The 13,789-nt window shown below is 50.5% G+C and carries 15 protein-coding genes and 1 other annotated feature; of the genes, 9 read left to right on the top strand and 6 right to left on the bottom strand.

Annotated elements, in window-relative coordinates; all coding sequences use genetic code 11:
* Positions 1-24 precede the first annotated feature (24 nt).
* Positions 25-849, bottom strand: a complete 825-nt coding sequence (locus ACLJRH_RS00815) for an SDR family oxidoreductase (protein WP_000754712.1) — start codon at positions 847-849, stop codon at positions 25-27.
* A 162-nt stretch (positions 850-1,011) separates the two neighbouring features.
* Here ACLJRH_RS00815 and hisL point away from each other — a divergent pair, with 162 nt between their 5' ends.
* The 9 genes from hisL (at position 1,012) to hisIE (ending at position 8,345) form a co-directional block, all read left to right on the top strand.
* Entirely contained in the window at positions 1,012-1,062 is a 51-nt protein-coding gene (gene hisL, locus ACLJRH_RS00810) for a his operon leader peptide (RefSeq protein ID WP_001364200.1), read from the top strand.
* Positions 1,038-1,161: a sequence feature (His leader region), on the top strand. It overlaps the preceding gene by 25 nt.
* Positions 1,162-1,208: 47 nt before the next feature.
* Complete coding sequence (hisG, locus tag ACLJRH_RS00805; protein ID WP_000886599.1) at positions 1,209-2,108, top strand: ATP phosphoribosyltransferase; 900 nt, start codon at positions 1,209-1,211, stop codon at positions 2,106-2,108.
* A gap of 102 nt (positions 2,109-2,210) precedes the next feature.
* Positions 2,211-3,515 carry a histidinol dehydrogenase gene (gene hisD / locus ACLJRH_RS00800; RefSeq protein WP_000009622.1) on the top strand — a complete coding sequence of 435 codons (1,305 nt, stop codon included), beginning with the start codon at positions 2,211-2,213 and terminating at the stop codon, positions 3,513-3,515.
* Positions 3,512-4,591: a histidinol-phosphate transaminase gene (gene hisC, locus ACLJRH_RS00795; protein ID WP_023137038.1), complete on the top strand. Its 1,080-nt coding sequence runs from the start codon at positions 3,512-3,514 to the stop codon at positions 4,589-4,591. Before hisD ends, hisC begins: the two co-directional genes overlap by 4 nt.
* Positions 4,588-5,655, top strand: a complete 1,068-nt coding sequence (hisB, locus tag ACLJRH_RS00790; protein WP_000080044.1) for a bifunctional histidinol-phosphatase/imidazoleglycerol-phosphate dehydratase HisB — start codon at positions 4,588-4,590, stop codon at positions 5,653-5,655. Before hisC ends, hisB begins: the two co-directional genes overlap by 4 nt.
* Complete coding sequence (hisH, locus tag ACLJRH_RS00785; RefSeq protein ID WP_001103591.1) at positions 5,655-6,245, top strand: imidazole glycerol phosphate synthase subunit HisH; 591 nt, start codon at positions 5,655-5,657, stop codon at positions 6,243-6,245. Before hisB ends, hisH begins: the two co-directional genes overlap by 1 nt.
* Positions 6,245-6,982: a 1-(5-phosphoribosyl)-5-[(5-phosphoribosylamino)methylideneamino]imidazole-4-carboxamide isomerase gene (hisA, locus tag ACLJRH_RS00780; RefSeq protein ID WP_000586408.1), complete on the top strand. Its 738-nt coding sequence runs from the start codon at positions 6,245-6,247 to the stop codon at positions 6,980-6,982. The genes hisH and hisA overlap by 1 nt, the downstream gene beginning before the upstream one ends.
* On the top strand, positions 6,964-7,740 hold the full coding sequence (gene hisF, locus ACLJRH_RS00775) for an imidazole glycerol phosphate synthase subunit HisF (protein WP_023137039.1): 777 nt from the start codon (positions 6,964-6,966) through the stop codon (positions 7,738-7,740). The genes hisA and hisF overlap by 19 nt, the downstream gene beginning before the upstream one ends.
* On the top strand, positions 7,734-8,345 hold the full coding sequence (hisIE, locus tag ACLJRH_RS00770) for a bifunctional phosphoribosyl-AMP cyclohydrolase/phosphoribosyl-ATP diphosphatase HisIE (protein WP_000954845.1): 612 nt from the start codon (positions 7,734-7,736) through the stop codon (positions 8,343-8,345). The genes hisF and hisIE overlap by 7 nt, the downstream gene beginning before the upstream one ends.
* An 81-nt stretch (positions 8,346-8,426) precedes the next feature.
* Here the strand turns inward: hisIE and wzzB are convergent, their stop codons facing one another.
* The 5 genes from wzzB to ACLJRH_RS00745 all read right to left on the bottom strand — a co-directional run bounded on the left by wzzB (position 8,427) and on the right by ACLJRH_RS00745 (position 13,720).
* On the bottom strand, positions 8,427-9,410 hold the full coding sequence (gene wzzB, locus ACLJRH_RS00765) for an LPS O-antigen chain length determinant protein WzzB (RefSeq protein WP_000215247.1): 984 nt from the start codon (positions 9,408-9,410) through the stop codon (positions 8,427-8,429).
* A gap of 142 nt (positions 9,411-9,552) precedes the next feature.
* Complete coding sequence (ugd, locus tag ACLJRH_RS00760) at positions 9,553-10,719, bottom strand: UDP-glucose 6-dehydrogenase (protein ID WP_000704835.1); 1,167 nt, start codon at positions 10,717-10,719, stop codon at positions 9,553-9,555.
* 236 nt (positions 10,720-10,955) lie between these two features.
* Positions 10,956-12,362 carry an NADP-dependent phosphogluconate dehydrogenase gene (gene gndA / locus ACLJRH_RS00755; RefSeq protein WP_000043532.1) on the bottom strand — a complete coding sequence of 469 codons (1,407 nt, stop codon included), beginning with the start codon at positions 12,360-12,362 and terminating at the stop codon, positions 10,956-10,958.
* 251 nt (positions 12,363-12,613) lie between these two features.
* Positions 12,614-12,955 carry a hypothetical protein gene (locus tag ACLJRH_RS00750; RefSeq protein WP_023223381.1) on the bottom strand — a complete coding sequence of 114 codons (342 nt, stop codon included), beginning with the start codon at positions 12,953-12,955 and terminating at the stop codon, positions 12,614-12,616.
* Positions 12,956-13,027: 72 nt separating this feature from the next.
* Positions 13,028-13,720 (bottom strand): acyltransferase family protein, encoded by a 693-nt coding sequence (locus ACLJRH_RS00745; protein WP_410957993.1) that lies wholly within the window; start codon positions 13,718-13,720, stop codon positions 13,028-13,030.
* Positions 13,721-13,789 lie beyond the last annotated feature (69 nt).

The raw sequence follows: 13,789 nt of genomic DNA, 5'->3' as shown, positions 1-13,789 counted from the left end.
GGCGACCACCTGCTGGACAGCGACTCACTCCATCGGCATCACCAGCGGATCGGGATATTGATATTCAAATCCCAGCTCATTACAAATCCGGCTACCGTCGATAATCTTCCCTTTGCCGTTGTCCGGTGCGTCACGAAAATGCGGCGGCGCCATTCCCAGCAAACGCGTCATTTGCGGATAAAACACGTTGCGGGCTGGATGCGCCGGCGCACATATATTATAGATGTGCCCTCCTTTTGGCGCCTGTAGCAAGAGGGTAATTGCGCCAACCACGTCTTCAAGGTGCACCAGATTGACCCCGTGTTGACCATCCGGCGCGGTTTTTCCAGCAAAGAAACGTCCGGGGTGGCGTCCAGGCCCGACCAACCCCGCCAGCCGCAGAATATCCACTGACGTGCCCGGCAGATTATGCAGCCAATCTTCCAGTTCCTTCAGGGTACGCCCGCTGGCCGTGACCGGATTACGCGGCGTATTCTCTTTCACCACGCCTTGCGCATCGCCGTAAACAGACGTCGAACTGGTAAAAATAATACGCGGGATACGATAAGCCAGCGCGCTGTCGACCAGTTCCTGCATCGCCTGCAGATAAAAATCCTCTCCCGGACCGCTACGGCGCGCGGGCAGTGTTATCACCAGCGCATCGACATCCAGCAGAGCGTCAAGATCGTCCGCCTCACAGACCAGCTCCGGCTCCAGACGCAGCGGATAGCTTTCAATTCCACTCATACGGGCCGCTTCCACCCCGTCAAGGGTGGTTTTGCTGCCGGTAACCTGCCAGCCTCTCGCTGCCAGCGACATTGCCAGCGGCATGCCTAACCAACCTAAACCGACAATTGCGACCTTTTTCATCCATTTTCTCCTGACTTTAACGCCTTATACATAAGGCTACGCCAGCCCGCCGTGACTGACAATTCATACTATAAATGCGAAATGAAAAAAGCGCTTGCTTTAAGGCGTAAAAGTGGTTTAGGTTAAAAGGTATCAAATGAATAAGCATTCATCGGAATTTTTATGACACGCGTTCAATTTAAACACCACCATCATCACCATCATCCTGACTAGTCTTTCAGGCGATGTGTGCTGGAAGACATTCAGATCTTCCAGTGGTGCATGAACGCATGAGAAAGCCCCCGGAAGATCATCTTCCGGGGGCTTTTTTTTTGGCGCGCGATACAGACCGGTTCAGACAGGATAAAGAGGAACGCAGAATGTTAGACAACACCCGCTTACGCATAGCTATTCAGAAATCAGGCCGTTTAAGCGATGATTCACGAGAATTGCTGGCCCGCTGCGGCATAAAAATTAATTTACACACTCAGCGCCTGATTGCGATGGCGGAAAACATGCCGATTGATATCCTGCGCGTGCGTGATGATGACATTCCGGGTCTGGTGATGGATGGCGTGGTCGATCTCGGCATTATCGGCGAGAACGTGCTGGAAGAAGAGCTACTCAACCGCCGCGCGCAGGGCGAAGATCCGCGCTATTTTACCCTGCGCCGTCTTGACTTCGGCGGCTGCCGTTTATCGCTGGCAACGCCGGTTGACGAAGCCTGGGACGGCCCGGCCGCGCTGGACGGTAAACGTATCGCTACCTCTTATCCGCACCTCCTCAAACGCTACCTCGACCAGAAAGGCGTCTCTTTTAAATCGTGTCTGTTAAATGGTTCTGTCGAAGTCGCGCCGCGCGCGGGGCTGGCCGACGCTATCTGCGATTTGGTCTCTACTGGCGCGACGCTTGAAGCTAACGGCCTGCGTGAAGTCGAAGTTATCTACCGCTCTAAAGCCTGTCTGATTCAGCGCGACGGTGAGATGGCACAGAGCAAGCAAGAGCTGATCGATAAATTGCTGACCCGTATTCAGGGCGTGATTCAGGCGCGCGAATCGAAATACATCATGATGCACGCGCCAAGTGAACGCCTGGAAGAGGTTATCGCCCTGCTGCCTGGCGCTGAAAGGCCGACAATCCTGCCGCTGGCGGGCGAGCAACAGCGCGTGGCGATGCACATGGTCAGCAGCGAAACGCTGTTCTGGGAAACCATGGAGAAACTGAAAGCGCTTGGCGCCAGCTCGATTCTGGTACTGCCGATCGAGAAGATGATGGAGTGATCTGACGCCTGATGGCGCTGCGCTTATCAGGCCTACGTAATGCGTTGATATTTTGGGTTCAGTAGGCCGGATAAGGCGGAACCCTGTGATGGAGTAAAGACCATGAGCTTCAATACCCTGATTGACTGGAACAGCTGTAGCCCTGAGCAGCAGCGTGCGCTGCTGACGCGTCCGGCGATTTCCGCCTCTGACAGTATTACCCGGACGGTCAGCGATATTCTGGATAATGTAAAAACACGCGGTGACGATGCCCTGCGTGAATACAGCGCTAAATTTGATAAAACAGAAGTGACAGCGCTACGCGTCACCCCTGAAGAGATCGCCGCCGCCGGCGCGCGTCTGAGCGACGAACTAAAACAGGCGATGGCCGCGGCCGTCAAAAATATTGAAACGTTCCATTCCGCGCAGACGCTACCGCCTGTAGATGTGGAAACCCAGCCAGGCGTGCGTTGCCAGCAGGTTACGCGTCCCGTCGCGTCCGTCGGTCTGTATATTCCCGGCGGCTCGGCTCCGCTCTTCTCAACGGTGCTGATGCTGGCGACGCCGGCGCGCATTGCGGGATGCCAGAACGTGGTTCTGTGCTCGCCGCCGCCCATCGCTGATGAAATCCTCTATGCGGCGCAACTGTGTGGCGTGCAGGAAATCTTTAACGTCGGCGGCGCGCAGGCGATTGCCGCTCTGGCCTTCGGCAGCGAGTCCGTACCGAAAGTGGATAAAATTTTTGGCCCCGGCAACGCCTTTGTAACCGAAGCCAAGCGTCAGGTCAGCCAACGCCTCGACGGCGCGGCTATCGATATGCCAGCCGGGCCGTCTGAAGTGCTGGTGATCGCCGACAGCGGCGCAACACCGGATTTCGTCGCTTCTGACCTGCTCTCCCAGGCAGAACACGGTCCGGATTCCCAGGTGATTCTGCTGACGCCTGATGCTGACATTGCCCGCAAGGTGGCGGAGGCGGTAGAACGTCAACTGGCGGAGCTGCCGCGCGCGGACACCGCCCGGCAGGCCCTGAGCGCCAGTCGTCTGATTGTGACCAAAGATTTAGCGCAGTGCGTCGCCATCTCTAATCAGTATGGGCCGGAACACTTAATCATCCAGACGCGCAATGCGCGCGATTTGGTGGATGCGATTACCAGCGCAGGCTCGGTATTTCTCGGCGACTGGTCGCCGGAATCCGCCGGTGATTACGCTTCCGGAACCAACCATGTTTTACCGACCTATGGCTATACTGCTACCTGTTCCAGCCTTGGGTTAGCGGATTTCCAGAAACGGATGACCGTTCAGGAACTGTCGAAAGCGGGCTTTTCCGCTCTGGCATCAACCATTGAAACATTGGCGGCGGCAGAACGTCTGACCGCCCATAAAAATGCCGTGACCCTGCGCGTAAACGCCCTCAAGGAGCAAGCATGAGCACTGAAAACACTCTCAGCGTCGCTGACTTAGCCCGTGAAAATGTCCGCAACCTGGTACCGTATCAGTCCGCCCGCCGTCTGGGCGGTAACGGCGATGTCTGGCTGAACGCGAATGAATTCCCGACAGCGGTGGAGTTTCAGCTCACCCAACAAACGCTTAACCGCTACCCGGAATGCCAGCCAAAGGCCGTGATTGAAAACTACGCGCAATATGCTGGCGTAAAGCCAGAGCAGGTGCTGGTCAGCCGCGGCGCGGATGAAGGGATCGAGCTGGTGATCCGCGCCTTCTGCGAACCGGGAAAAGACGCCATTCTCTACTGTCCGCCCACTTACGGTATGTACAGCGTCAGCGCCGAAACCATTGGCGTAGAGCGCCGGACGGTTCCCGCGCTTGAAAACTGGCAGCTGGATCTACAGGGGATTTCCGACAACCTTGACGGCACAAAAGTGGTGTTCGTTTGTAGCCCCAATAATCCTACCGGGCAACTTATCAACCCGCAGGATCTGAGCACGCTGCTGGAGTTGACACGCGGTAAAGCGATAGTCGTCGCCGACGAAGCTTATATTGAGTTTTGCCCGCAGGCCACGCTGACAGGCTGGCTGGTTGAATATCCTCATCTGGTTATCCTGCGCACATTGTCGAAAGCTTTTGCACTGGCGGGTCTGCGCTGCGGCTTTACGCTGGCTAATGAAGAGGTGATCAACCTGCTGTTAAAAGTGATCGCCCCTTATCCGCTTTCTACGCCAGTGGCGGATATCGCCGCCCAGGCGCTGAGTCCGCAGGGAATAAACGCAATGCGCGATCGCGTGGCGCAGACAGTGCAGGAACGTCAGTATCTGGTGAATGCCCTGCAACAGACCGCCTGCGTAGAACACGTCTTTGACTCTGAAACCAACTATATTCTGGCGCGGTTTACTGCCTCCAGCAGCGTGTTTAAATCCTTATGGGATCAGGGCATTATCTTACGCGATCAGAATAAACAACCTTCTTTAAGCGGCTGCCTGCGGATTACGGTCGGCACCCGCCAGGAAAACCAGCGCGTCATTGACGCCTTACGTGCGGAGCCAGTATGAGTCAGAAGTATCTTTTCATCGACCGGGACGGAACCTTAATTTCCGAACCGCCAAGCGATTTTCAGGTAGACCGCTTTGATAAACTGGCCTTTGAGCCAGAGGTGATTCCCGTATTGCTGAAGCTGCAAAAAGCCGGTTTTAAGCTGGTGATGATCACTAACCAGGATGGACTTGGCACGCAAAGCTTCCCGCAGGCGGACTTCGACGGACCGCACAACCTGATGATGCAGATTTTCACTTCTCAGGGCGTATGCTTTGATGAGGTGCTGATCTGCCCTCATCTGCCCGCAGACGATTGCGACTGCCGTAAGCCCAAAGTGAAGCTGGTGGAGCGTTATCTTGCGGAACAAGCGATGGATAGCGCCAACAGCTATGTGATTGGCGATCGTGCAACCGATATCCAGCTCGCTGATAACATGGGCATTACTGGTTTACGCTATCACCGTGAAACGCTGAACTGGACGATGATTGGCGAACAGCTAACGAAACGCGATCGTTATGCGCATGTGGTCCGTAACACCAAAGAAACACAGATTGATGTCAGCGTCTGGCTGGATCGCGAAGGCAACAGCAAGATTAATACCGGCGTCGGCTTCTTTGACCATATGCTCGATCAAATCGCCACCCACGGCGGCTTTCGCATGGAGATTACCGTTAAGGGCGATCTCTATATCGACGATCACCACACGGTAGAAGATACCGGACTGGCGCTCGGTGAGGCATTAAAACTGGCACTCGGCGACAAGCGCGGTATCTGCCGTTTTGGCTTTGTACTGCCGATGGATGAATGTCTGGCGCGCTGCGCGCTGGATATTTCCGGTCGTCCGCATCTGGAATATAAAGCTGAATTTACCTACCAGCGTGTGGGCGATTTGAGCACAGAGATGATTGAACACTTTTTCCGCTCACTCTCTTACACGATGGGCGTCACTCTGCATCTCAAGACTAAGGGTAAGAACGATCACCACCGTGTCGAAAGTTTGTTTAAAGCCTTTGGTCGAACGCTACGCCAGGCTATTCGCGTGGAGGGCGATACATTACCGTCCTCGAAAGGAGTGCTGTGATGAACGTCGTCATCCTTGACACCGGCTGCGCCAATTTAAGCTCGGTAAAATCCGCCGTGGCGCGCCACGGTTACACCCCGGTGGTCAGCCGCGAAGCGGAAATCGTATTACGCGCTGACAAACTCTTTCTGCCCGGCGTCGGCACGGCGCAGGCCGCTATGGATCAACTGCGCGAACGTGAACTGATCGACTTAATTAAAGCGTGTACTCAGCCGGTACTGGGTATCTGCTTAGGGATGCAACTGCTGGGTCGTCGCAGCGAAGAGACGCGCGGCGTGGATCTGCTGAACATTATCGAACAAGACGTGCCGAAAATGACCGACTTTGGTCTGCCGCTGCCGCACATGGGCTGGAATCGCGTGTATCCGCAGGCGGGCAATCGGCTGTTTCAGGGCATTGAAGATGGCGCCTATTTTTACTTTGTTCACAGCTACGCGATGCCGGTCAACCCGTGGACTATCGCCCAGTGCAATTACGGCGAGCCGTTTACCGCAGCGGTACAGAAAGATAATTTCTTCGGCGTACAGTTCCACCCGGAACGTTCGGGCGCGGCGGGCGCACAGTTGCTAAAAAATTTCCTGGAGATGTAATGATTATTCCGGCATTAGATTTAATTGACGGCACCGTGGTGCGTCTCCACCAGGGTGACTACGCCCGCCAGCGGGATTACGGTAACGATCCCCTGCCCCGTTTGCAGGATTACGCCGCCCAGGGCGCCGGGGTGCTGCATCTGGTAGATCTGACCGGCGCTAAAGATCCGGCTAAGCGACAGATACCGCTGATTAAAACCCTGGTCGCGGGCGTGAACGTGCCTGTTCAGGTCGGCGGCGGCGTGCGTACCGAAGAAGACGTTGCGGCATTACTGAAAGCTGGCGTTGCCCGTGTGGTCATCGGTTCAACGGCGGTGAAATCCCCTGACGTGGTGAAAGGCTGGTTTGAACGTTTTGGCGCGCAGGCGCTGGTGCTGGCGCTGGACGTTCGCATAGACGAACACGGCAACAAGCAGGTGGCGGTTAGCGGCTGGCAGGAAAATTCCGGCGTCTCGCTGGAACAACTGGTGGAGACCTATCTCCCCGTCGGCCTGAAACATGTACTGTGTACCGATATTTCCCGCGACGGCACGCTGGCGGGCTCTAACGTTTCTCTGTACGAAGAGGTATGCACCAGATATCCGCAAATCGCCTTTCAGTCCTCCGGCGGTATTGGCGATATCGATGATATTGCCGCCCTGCGCGGCACCGGCGTGCGCGGCGTGATTGTCGGGCGCGCGCTGTTAGAAGGGAAATTTACCGTTAAGGAGGCCATCCAATGCTGGCAAAACGTATAATTCCGTGTCTGGACGTTCGTGATGGTCAGGTGGTGAAAGGCGTACAGTTTCGCAACCATGAGATCATTGGCGATATCGTTCCGCTGGCCAAACGCTATGCCGACGAAGGCGCGGACGAACTGGTGTTCTATGACATTACCGCCTCCAGCGATGGTCGCGTAGTCGATAAAAGCTGGGTGGCGCGCGTTGCCGAGGTGATCGACATTCCGTTTTGTGTAGCGGGCGGTATCCGGTCAATTGACGACGCCGCCAAAATTCTTTCTTTCGGGGCGGATAAGATCTCTATCAATTCCCCGGCACTGGCTGACCCAACGCTGATTACCCGTCTGGCTGACCGTTTTGGCGTACAGTGCATTGTCGTCGGGATTGATACCTGGTTTGACGACGCCACGGGGAAATATCATGTTAACCAGTATACCGGCGATGAAAACCGTACCCGTGTGACGCAGTGGGAGACGCAGGATTGGGTGCAAGAGGTACAACAGCGCGGCGCGGGGGAAATCGTCCTGAATATGATGAACCAGGACGGCGTGCGTAACGGTTACGATCTGACGCAGTTGAAAAAAGTCCGTGACGTTTGCCGCGTGCCGCTGATCGCCTCCGGCGGCGCGGGTACGATGGAACACTTTCTTGAGGCATTCCGTGATGCCGATGTCGACGGCGCGCTTGCCGCCTCCGTTTTTCACAAGCAAATCATCAATATTGGCGAATTAAAAGCGTACCTGGCAGGCCAGGGCGTGGAGATCAGGATATGTTAACAGAGCAACAACGCCGCGAGCTGGACTGGGAAAAAACCGATGGCCTGATGCCAGCCATCGTGCAACATGCGGTATCCGGCGAAGTATTGATGCTGGGTTATATGAACCCACAAGCGCTGGACAAAACCATTGAATCCGGCCATGTTACGTTCTTCTCACGCACGAAACAGCGTTTATGGACCAAAGGCGAAACCTCAGGCCATGTGCTGAATGTCGTCAGCATTGCGCCAGATTGCGACAACGATACACTGCTGGTGCTGGCAAACCCTGTCGGGCCGACCTGCCATAAAGGTACCAGTAGCTGCTTTGGCGACGCCAGCCATCAATGGTTATTCCTGTATCAACTGGAGCAGCTACTGGCAGAGCGCAAAACCGCCGATCCGGCCAGCTCTTACACGGCGAAACTGTACGCCAGCGGTACCAAACGTATTGCGCAAAAAGTTGGCGAAGAAGGTGTAGAAACCGCGCTGGCGGCCACCGTCAATGATCGTTTTGAATTAACCAATGAAGCGTCTGACTTGATGTACCACCTGCTGGTGCTGTTGCAGGATCAGGATCTCAACCTCACCGCCGTGATCGACAATCTTCGTAAGCGTCATCAATAAGCATAAAAAAACCGGGCAATGCCCGGTTTTTTAGTGAGAAATTTTACCTTTCGAAGCCAACCCACCATCCGGCAAAGAAGCTTACAAGGCTTTTGGCTTATAGCTACGTAGCGCATTGCGCCCCAGCACAATCCCGGCGCCGATCATCCCACCCAGCAATACAGCCAGCACGAGGGTAATGGCTGTTTTCGGGCTATCGCGACGGACCGGCAGCGTCGGCTTCATTACATAACGATAGACGTGCACCGTATCGGCAGTCACTTTCAGATTTTTAATGTCCAGCAGTGTCTGCTTCGTCTGGTAATAGGCCGGAGAAAAGACCAGTGGACGCGTCGCTTCGTTCTGTATCATCGATTTTAGCGCATCGCTGCCCAGCAGGAACATCGTGTCCTGGGTAACATCCTGGGTTTGCTGAATCTGCGGCTGCGTGATTTTGGCCTCATCCGCATAGCGCAACGCTTCTTCGATTTGCTTAATACGCAGATCTTTTTGTTCCTGCGCCACAACTTCCTGCGTCTCAAGAGACTCCTGCAACGTTTTGGTTTGCAGCGTGATGTTATCTTTCAGGTCAACTTCCAGTTCCTTAGCGACCTCTTCATCCACCTGTTGGATATATTCCGCCAGCCGACGCTGCGCCCCTTCAGCGGTAGTACTCACATAAGAAACCGAGAGTGGCAGCGCCTGCCCCTTTACCGACTGTTCAATGGTGAGCTTTTCCCGCTCTTTCTGATTATCCAGCGCTTCCGATAATGCGGAAAACGCAGAGCTAAAGCGGCTTATAAAATTCGCCTGCACTTCAGAGATTTTGGGAGCATTCCCGCCATACAAGACGTTGAGCGCGTTGGTATAGGTGGCAACCTGCGCGGCATCAGGTTGGGTAATAATCGCCGTGGATGTCCATTTTTCTTTGGCTATCATCAGGTAGCCTACGGCCAGCAAAATGGCGATAACAACGGCTACAATAATGGTCATCTTCCCACGCCATAACTGTAGAAATAACTCAATCAAATCAATCTGTTCCGGATCGTTCCCATGCCCGGAAGACGTATTACTATCCACTGTCATAGATACCCTAACTAAAAAAAGGATGAAGCTGGAGACAGTGTAGTCATAAAGAAAATATATGCCATAGGATTAATGATAAAAATCAGACATTATTTCCATTTGGTCAATAAATCATCGGGACTCATCAGCCCCGATTGCCTTATTAATCACTACCGAAAAGATCGCGGGTATACACTTTTTCAGCGACATCCAAAAGCTCTGCCGCCATCCTGTTGGAAATAATGACATCCGCCTGCTGTTTAAAGCAGTGCAAATCACGCTCAAGGCGAGAGTTGAAGTAAGTATCTTCTTCCATTACCGGCTCATAGATAATGACCTCTACGCCTTTCGCTTTAATACGTTTCATAATCCCCTGAATCGATGAGGCGCGGAAGTTATCGGAGCCACTCTTCATAATCAGGCGATAAATGCCCACCACTTTAGGCTTTCTGGCGAGGATAGCGTCGGCAATAAAATCTTTACGCGTACGGTTTGCTTCAACGATAGCGGAGATAATATTATTAGGCACTGACTGATAATTAGCCAGCAACTGTTTGGTATCTTTTGGCAAACAATATCCGCCATAACCAAAAGAGGGATTATTATAATGATTGCCAATACGCGGGTCGAGGCATACCCCTTCAATAATTTGTCGGGTATTTAACCCTAATGTTTCAGCATAGCTGTCTAATTCATTAAAATAAGCGACTCGCATAGCGAGATAAGTATTGGCGAAAAGTTTAATGGCTTCCGCTTCAGTGGAGTCCGTAAACAGCGTCGGAATCTCCTGTTTAATAGCGCCTTCCTGGAGTAATGCGGCAAATTCTCTGGCGCGCTCAGACTGTTCCCCAATCACGATACGGGAGGGATAAAGGTTATCGTAAAGGGCCTTACCTTCACGTAAAAACTCCGGAGAGAAAATGATATTTTCTGTCGCAAACTTCTGGCGCATTGCTGCCGTGAAGCCAACCGGCACCGTGGACTTAATAATCATCACGGCTGCGGGGTTGAAGCTGATCACATCCTGAATGACCGATTCCACACTGGACGTATCAAAATAGTTGGTTTTTGGATCGTAATCTGTAGGCGTAGCAATGATGACGTAATCTGCATTCTGGTACGCATCAAACTTATCCAGCGTTGCCCTGAATGTGATGTTATCTTCCTTTAAAAATTGCTGAATTTCTTTATCAACAATCGGAGATATCCGATCATTTAACAGTTCAACACGGGAAGGAACAATGTCTAACGCCACCACTTCATGGTGTTGTGCAATAAGCAAACCATTAGACAAGCCAACATAACCCGTCCCGGATATCGTGATTTTCATTATTCGCTCTCAGAATTAACTTAATTATGAATCATGATGTATTTCGCATCCTGATAAGATATTAAAGTTTTAACGCCTGAGTATATAAAGTGCAACGCAGACGAAAACAATTCAGATTATCTTCATTACGATAAACACAGATTATTAAGTTAATATTAAGCAAAAGCGATAAATCAATAAGAATAGAGATAAAAAAAAGCCCGGTATTAAACCGGGCTTAAACATTTTTGCAGAAATTATTCCAACCACTCGGTATGGAAAATGCCTTCTTTATCAGTACGTTTATAGGTGTGCGCACCAAAGTAGTCACGCTGCGCCTGAATTAAGTTAGCTGGCAGTACTGCGGCGCGATAGCTGTCATAGTAGGCCACTGCCGCAGAGAATGTCGGCACCGGAATGCCGTTCTGCACCGCGTAAGCCACAACATCACGCAGCGCCTGCTGGTACTCATCAGCAATTTTCTTGAAGTAAGGCGCTAACAGCAAATTTGCAATACCGGCGTTTTCTGCGTAAGCATCGGTGATTTTCTGCAGGAACTGAGCGCGAATGATACAGCCCGCACGGAAAATCTTAGCAATCTCGCCGTAGTTAAGATCCCAGTGATATTCATCAGACGCGGCGCGTAGCTGCGAGAAGCCCTGCGCATAAGAGACGATCTTGCCAAGATACAGCGCGCGACGCACTTTCTCGATAAATTCCGCTTTGTCGCCTGCCGGCTGCGCTTTCGGCCCGGAGAGCACTTTAGATGCGGCAACACGTTGCGCTTTCAACGAAGAGATGTAACGCGCAAAGACGGATTCGGTAATCAGCGACAGCGGTTCACCCAGATCCAGCGCGCTCTGGCTGGTCCATTTACCGGTCCCTTTGTTGGCGGCTTCATCAAGAATGACATCCACCAGGTAGTTTCCGTCTTCATCTTTTTTAGTGAAGATGTCTTTAGTGATGTCGATCAGATAACTGCTCAGCTCGCCGTTATTCCACTCAGTAAAAGTGTTCGCCAACTCTTCATTGCTGAGGTTCAGGCCGCCTTTCAGCAGGGAGTAAGCTTCAGCGATAAGCTGCATATCGCCATATTCGATACCATTATGGACCATCTTAACGTAGTGACCAGCACCATCGGCGCCGATATAGGTCACGCACGGTTCGCCATCTTCTGCCACGGCAGCAATCTTCGTCAGGATCGGCGCCACCAGTTCATAGGCATCTTTCTGACCGCCAGGCATGATAGATGGTCCTTTCAGCGCGCCCTCTTCACCACCGGAAACGCCGGTACCGATAAAGTTAAAACCTTCCGCAGACAGCTCGCGATTGCGACGGATTGTGTCCTGGAAGAAGGTGTTGCCGCCATCAATAATGATATCGCCTTTTTCCAGATACGGTTTCAGCGAATCGATAGCTGCATCAGTACCTGCGCCCGCTTTCACCATTAACAGGATACGACGAGGCGTTTCGAGGGATTCAACAAACTCTTTCACCGTATAATAAGGCACCAGCTTTTTGCCGGGATTCTCGGCAATCACTTCTTCGGTCTTTTCACGGGAGCGGTTGAAAACGGAGACGGTATAACCACGGCTTTCGATGTTGAGCGCGAGGTTGCGCCCCATCACTGCCATACCGACGACGCCGATCTGTTGCTTGGACATTACATACTCCTGTCAGGTGTGGTTACTCATAGGAACTATATCCAATGAGATGAAGTGAATAATATGATAACCCAGACTTAAAGCCCGAAGAAACAATCATTAATTACCTATTTCTACCTACGACACACCGGAATCCTTATCTGGGAACGCGTCGGTAGACTAAATAAAAATCTCCTGAGTAACCTATTACGTGATATTTATCCAAAAATTAACACTTAAACATTAGGCCGCATTAAAGCTAAAATTAGCTTTTAATTGATTCTAAAATCCCGCTTAAATTTTATCTTCCCTATTACTTTCTGTTTCAGAATACTAAAAATTAGAGGCAGTAGCAAACCTAATGCAATGTAGACAGGAACGGACCATTTAGTGATAAAGTGATTATCATATACATCTGTTCCCGATAGGCTATAATCGCCTAAAATTGAAGCAATTATATCTAAAATTACATATACAAGTAAATGATATGCCATGATAGCTCTTGAATTCTGACCTATCATTTTTAGCAGCTTAATTTCTTTCACTCCCCTTGTAATTAATAGAGAGATAAAAAACACAGCATAAATACCTATCAGCGCGTTAATAACAGACATTATTAACCCATCCGGATAATAACTCCATGACATAATTGTCTGCGTAGAGAAACCATAACTTTTCGAAACATATTATATTACAGTTAATAAAATAAAAATATAGAAATTTAATAAACTATATATCTGATTTCTTATCACATATCCAAAAATATAAAACGACATACCGGTTAACACCTGGCATATAAAATTCAGCTTATAGTCTTTCACCAGAATATACTGAGGAGATAAATATGTTATTGAGACAGTTATTAATAATGCACTAATCGCCACCAATACCGACAATAATAAAGCATTGCTAACAACGACCCGTTTTATGCTTTTTATAATAATCACCGACAAAATGCTCACAAATATATAAGCAAACAGAAACCAACCTGTTAAAAACATTTTATTGTTATGAAAATTTGATTTTATAGCAAGTTTAACCGTTTCATATAGTCCTGTCGAAAAAGCATCACCTGTGTGTATTCCATAACGTACATTAATTAATAATGCAATAGCACCAATAATCAAATAAGTTATTATAAGATAAGGTAACTGTTTTTTTATAACATGCGCTATAAAATTTGTTATACATCTTGTATCTTTATATAAAACCCCACCAATAAAGAAAAATAATGGCATATGAAAAAGATAGGCATAATAAACATTAAATATGTCATTATTTATATGCCCAACCAATACGAAAATCATACCAAAAGCTTTAACATAATCCATAGTTAAGGAATGTTCGTGGCTTATGGGAAAAGAGCTTTTTTCCGTCATAACTCCGATTATGTCTCCATAACAATAATGTTTCTCAATATATATACTGGACGTTTTTCATATAAAAAT

It is taken from the genome of Salmonella sp. SAL04162, from assembly GCF_046551535.1.
In the GTDB taxonomy this organism is placed as follows: Bacteria; Pseudomonadota; Gammaproteobacteria; order Enterobacterales; family Enterobacteriaceae; genus Salmonella; species Salmonella enterica.
Note: the sequence above shows the minus strand (reverse complement) of the source record. Positions and strands in the feature narration are given on the sequence as shown.

What these genes read in the sequence shown, in the direction of transcription:
- ACLJRH_RS00815 (WP_000754712.1), bottom strand. Translation starts at nt 849, where the DNA reads ATGAAAAAGGTCGCAATTGTCGGTTTAGGTTGGTTAGGCATGCCGCTG.
- hisG (WP_000886599.1), top strand. Translation starts at nt 1,209, where the DNA reads ATGTTAGACAACACCCGCTTACGCATAGCTATTCAGAAATCAGGCCGT.
- hisD (WP_000009622.1), top strand. Translation starts at nt 2,211, where the DNA reads ATGAGCTTCAATACCCTGATTGACTGGAACAGCTGTAGCCCTGAGCAG.
- hisC (WP_023137038.1), top strand. Translation starts at nt 3,512, where the DNA reads ATGAGCACTGAAAACACTCTCAGCGTCGCTGACTTAGCCCGTGAAAAT.
- hisB (WP_000080044.1), top strand. Translation starts at nt 4,588, where the DNA reads ATGAGTCAGAAGTATCTTTTCATCGACCGGGACGGAACCTTAATTTCC.
- hisH (WP_001103591.1), top strand. Translation starts at nt 5,655, where the DNA reads ATGAACGTCGTCATCCTTGACACCGGCTGCGCCAATTTAAGCTCGGTA.
- hisA (WP_000586408.1), top strand. Translation starts at nt 6,245, where the DNA reads ATGATTATTCCGGCATTAGATTTAATTGACGGCACCGTGGTGCGTCTC.
- hisF (WP_023137039.1), top strand. Translation starts at nt 6,964, where the DNA reads ATGCTGGCAAAACGTATAATTCCGTGTCTGGACGTTCGTGATGGTCAG.
- hisIE (WP_000954845.1), top strand. Translation starts at nt 7,734, where the DNA reads ATGTTAACAGAGCAACAACGCCGCGAGCTGGACTGGGAAAAAACCGAT.
- wzzB (WP_000215247.1), bottom strand. Translation starts at nt 9,410, where the DNA reads ATGACAGTGGATAGTAATACGTCTTCCGGGCATGGGAACGATCCGGAA.
- ugd (WP_000704835.1), bottom strand. Translation starts at nt 10,719, where the DNA reads ATGAAAATCACGATATCCGGGACGGGTTATGTTGGCTTGTCTAATGGT.
- gndA (WP_000043532.1), bottom strand. Translation starts at nt 12,362, where the DNA reads ATGTCCAAGCAACAGATCGGCGTCGTCGGTATGGCAGTGATGGGGCGC.
- ACLJRH_RS00750 (WP_023223381.1), bottom strand. Translation starts at nt 12,955, where the DNA reads ATGTCTGTTATTAACGCGCTGATAGGTATTTATGCTGTGTTTTTTATC.
- ACLJRH_RS00745 (WP_410957993.1), bottom strand. Translation starts at nt 13,720, where the DNA reads ATGACGGAAAAAAGCTCTTTTCCCATAAGCCACGAACATTCCTTAACT.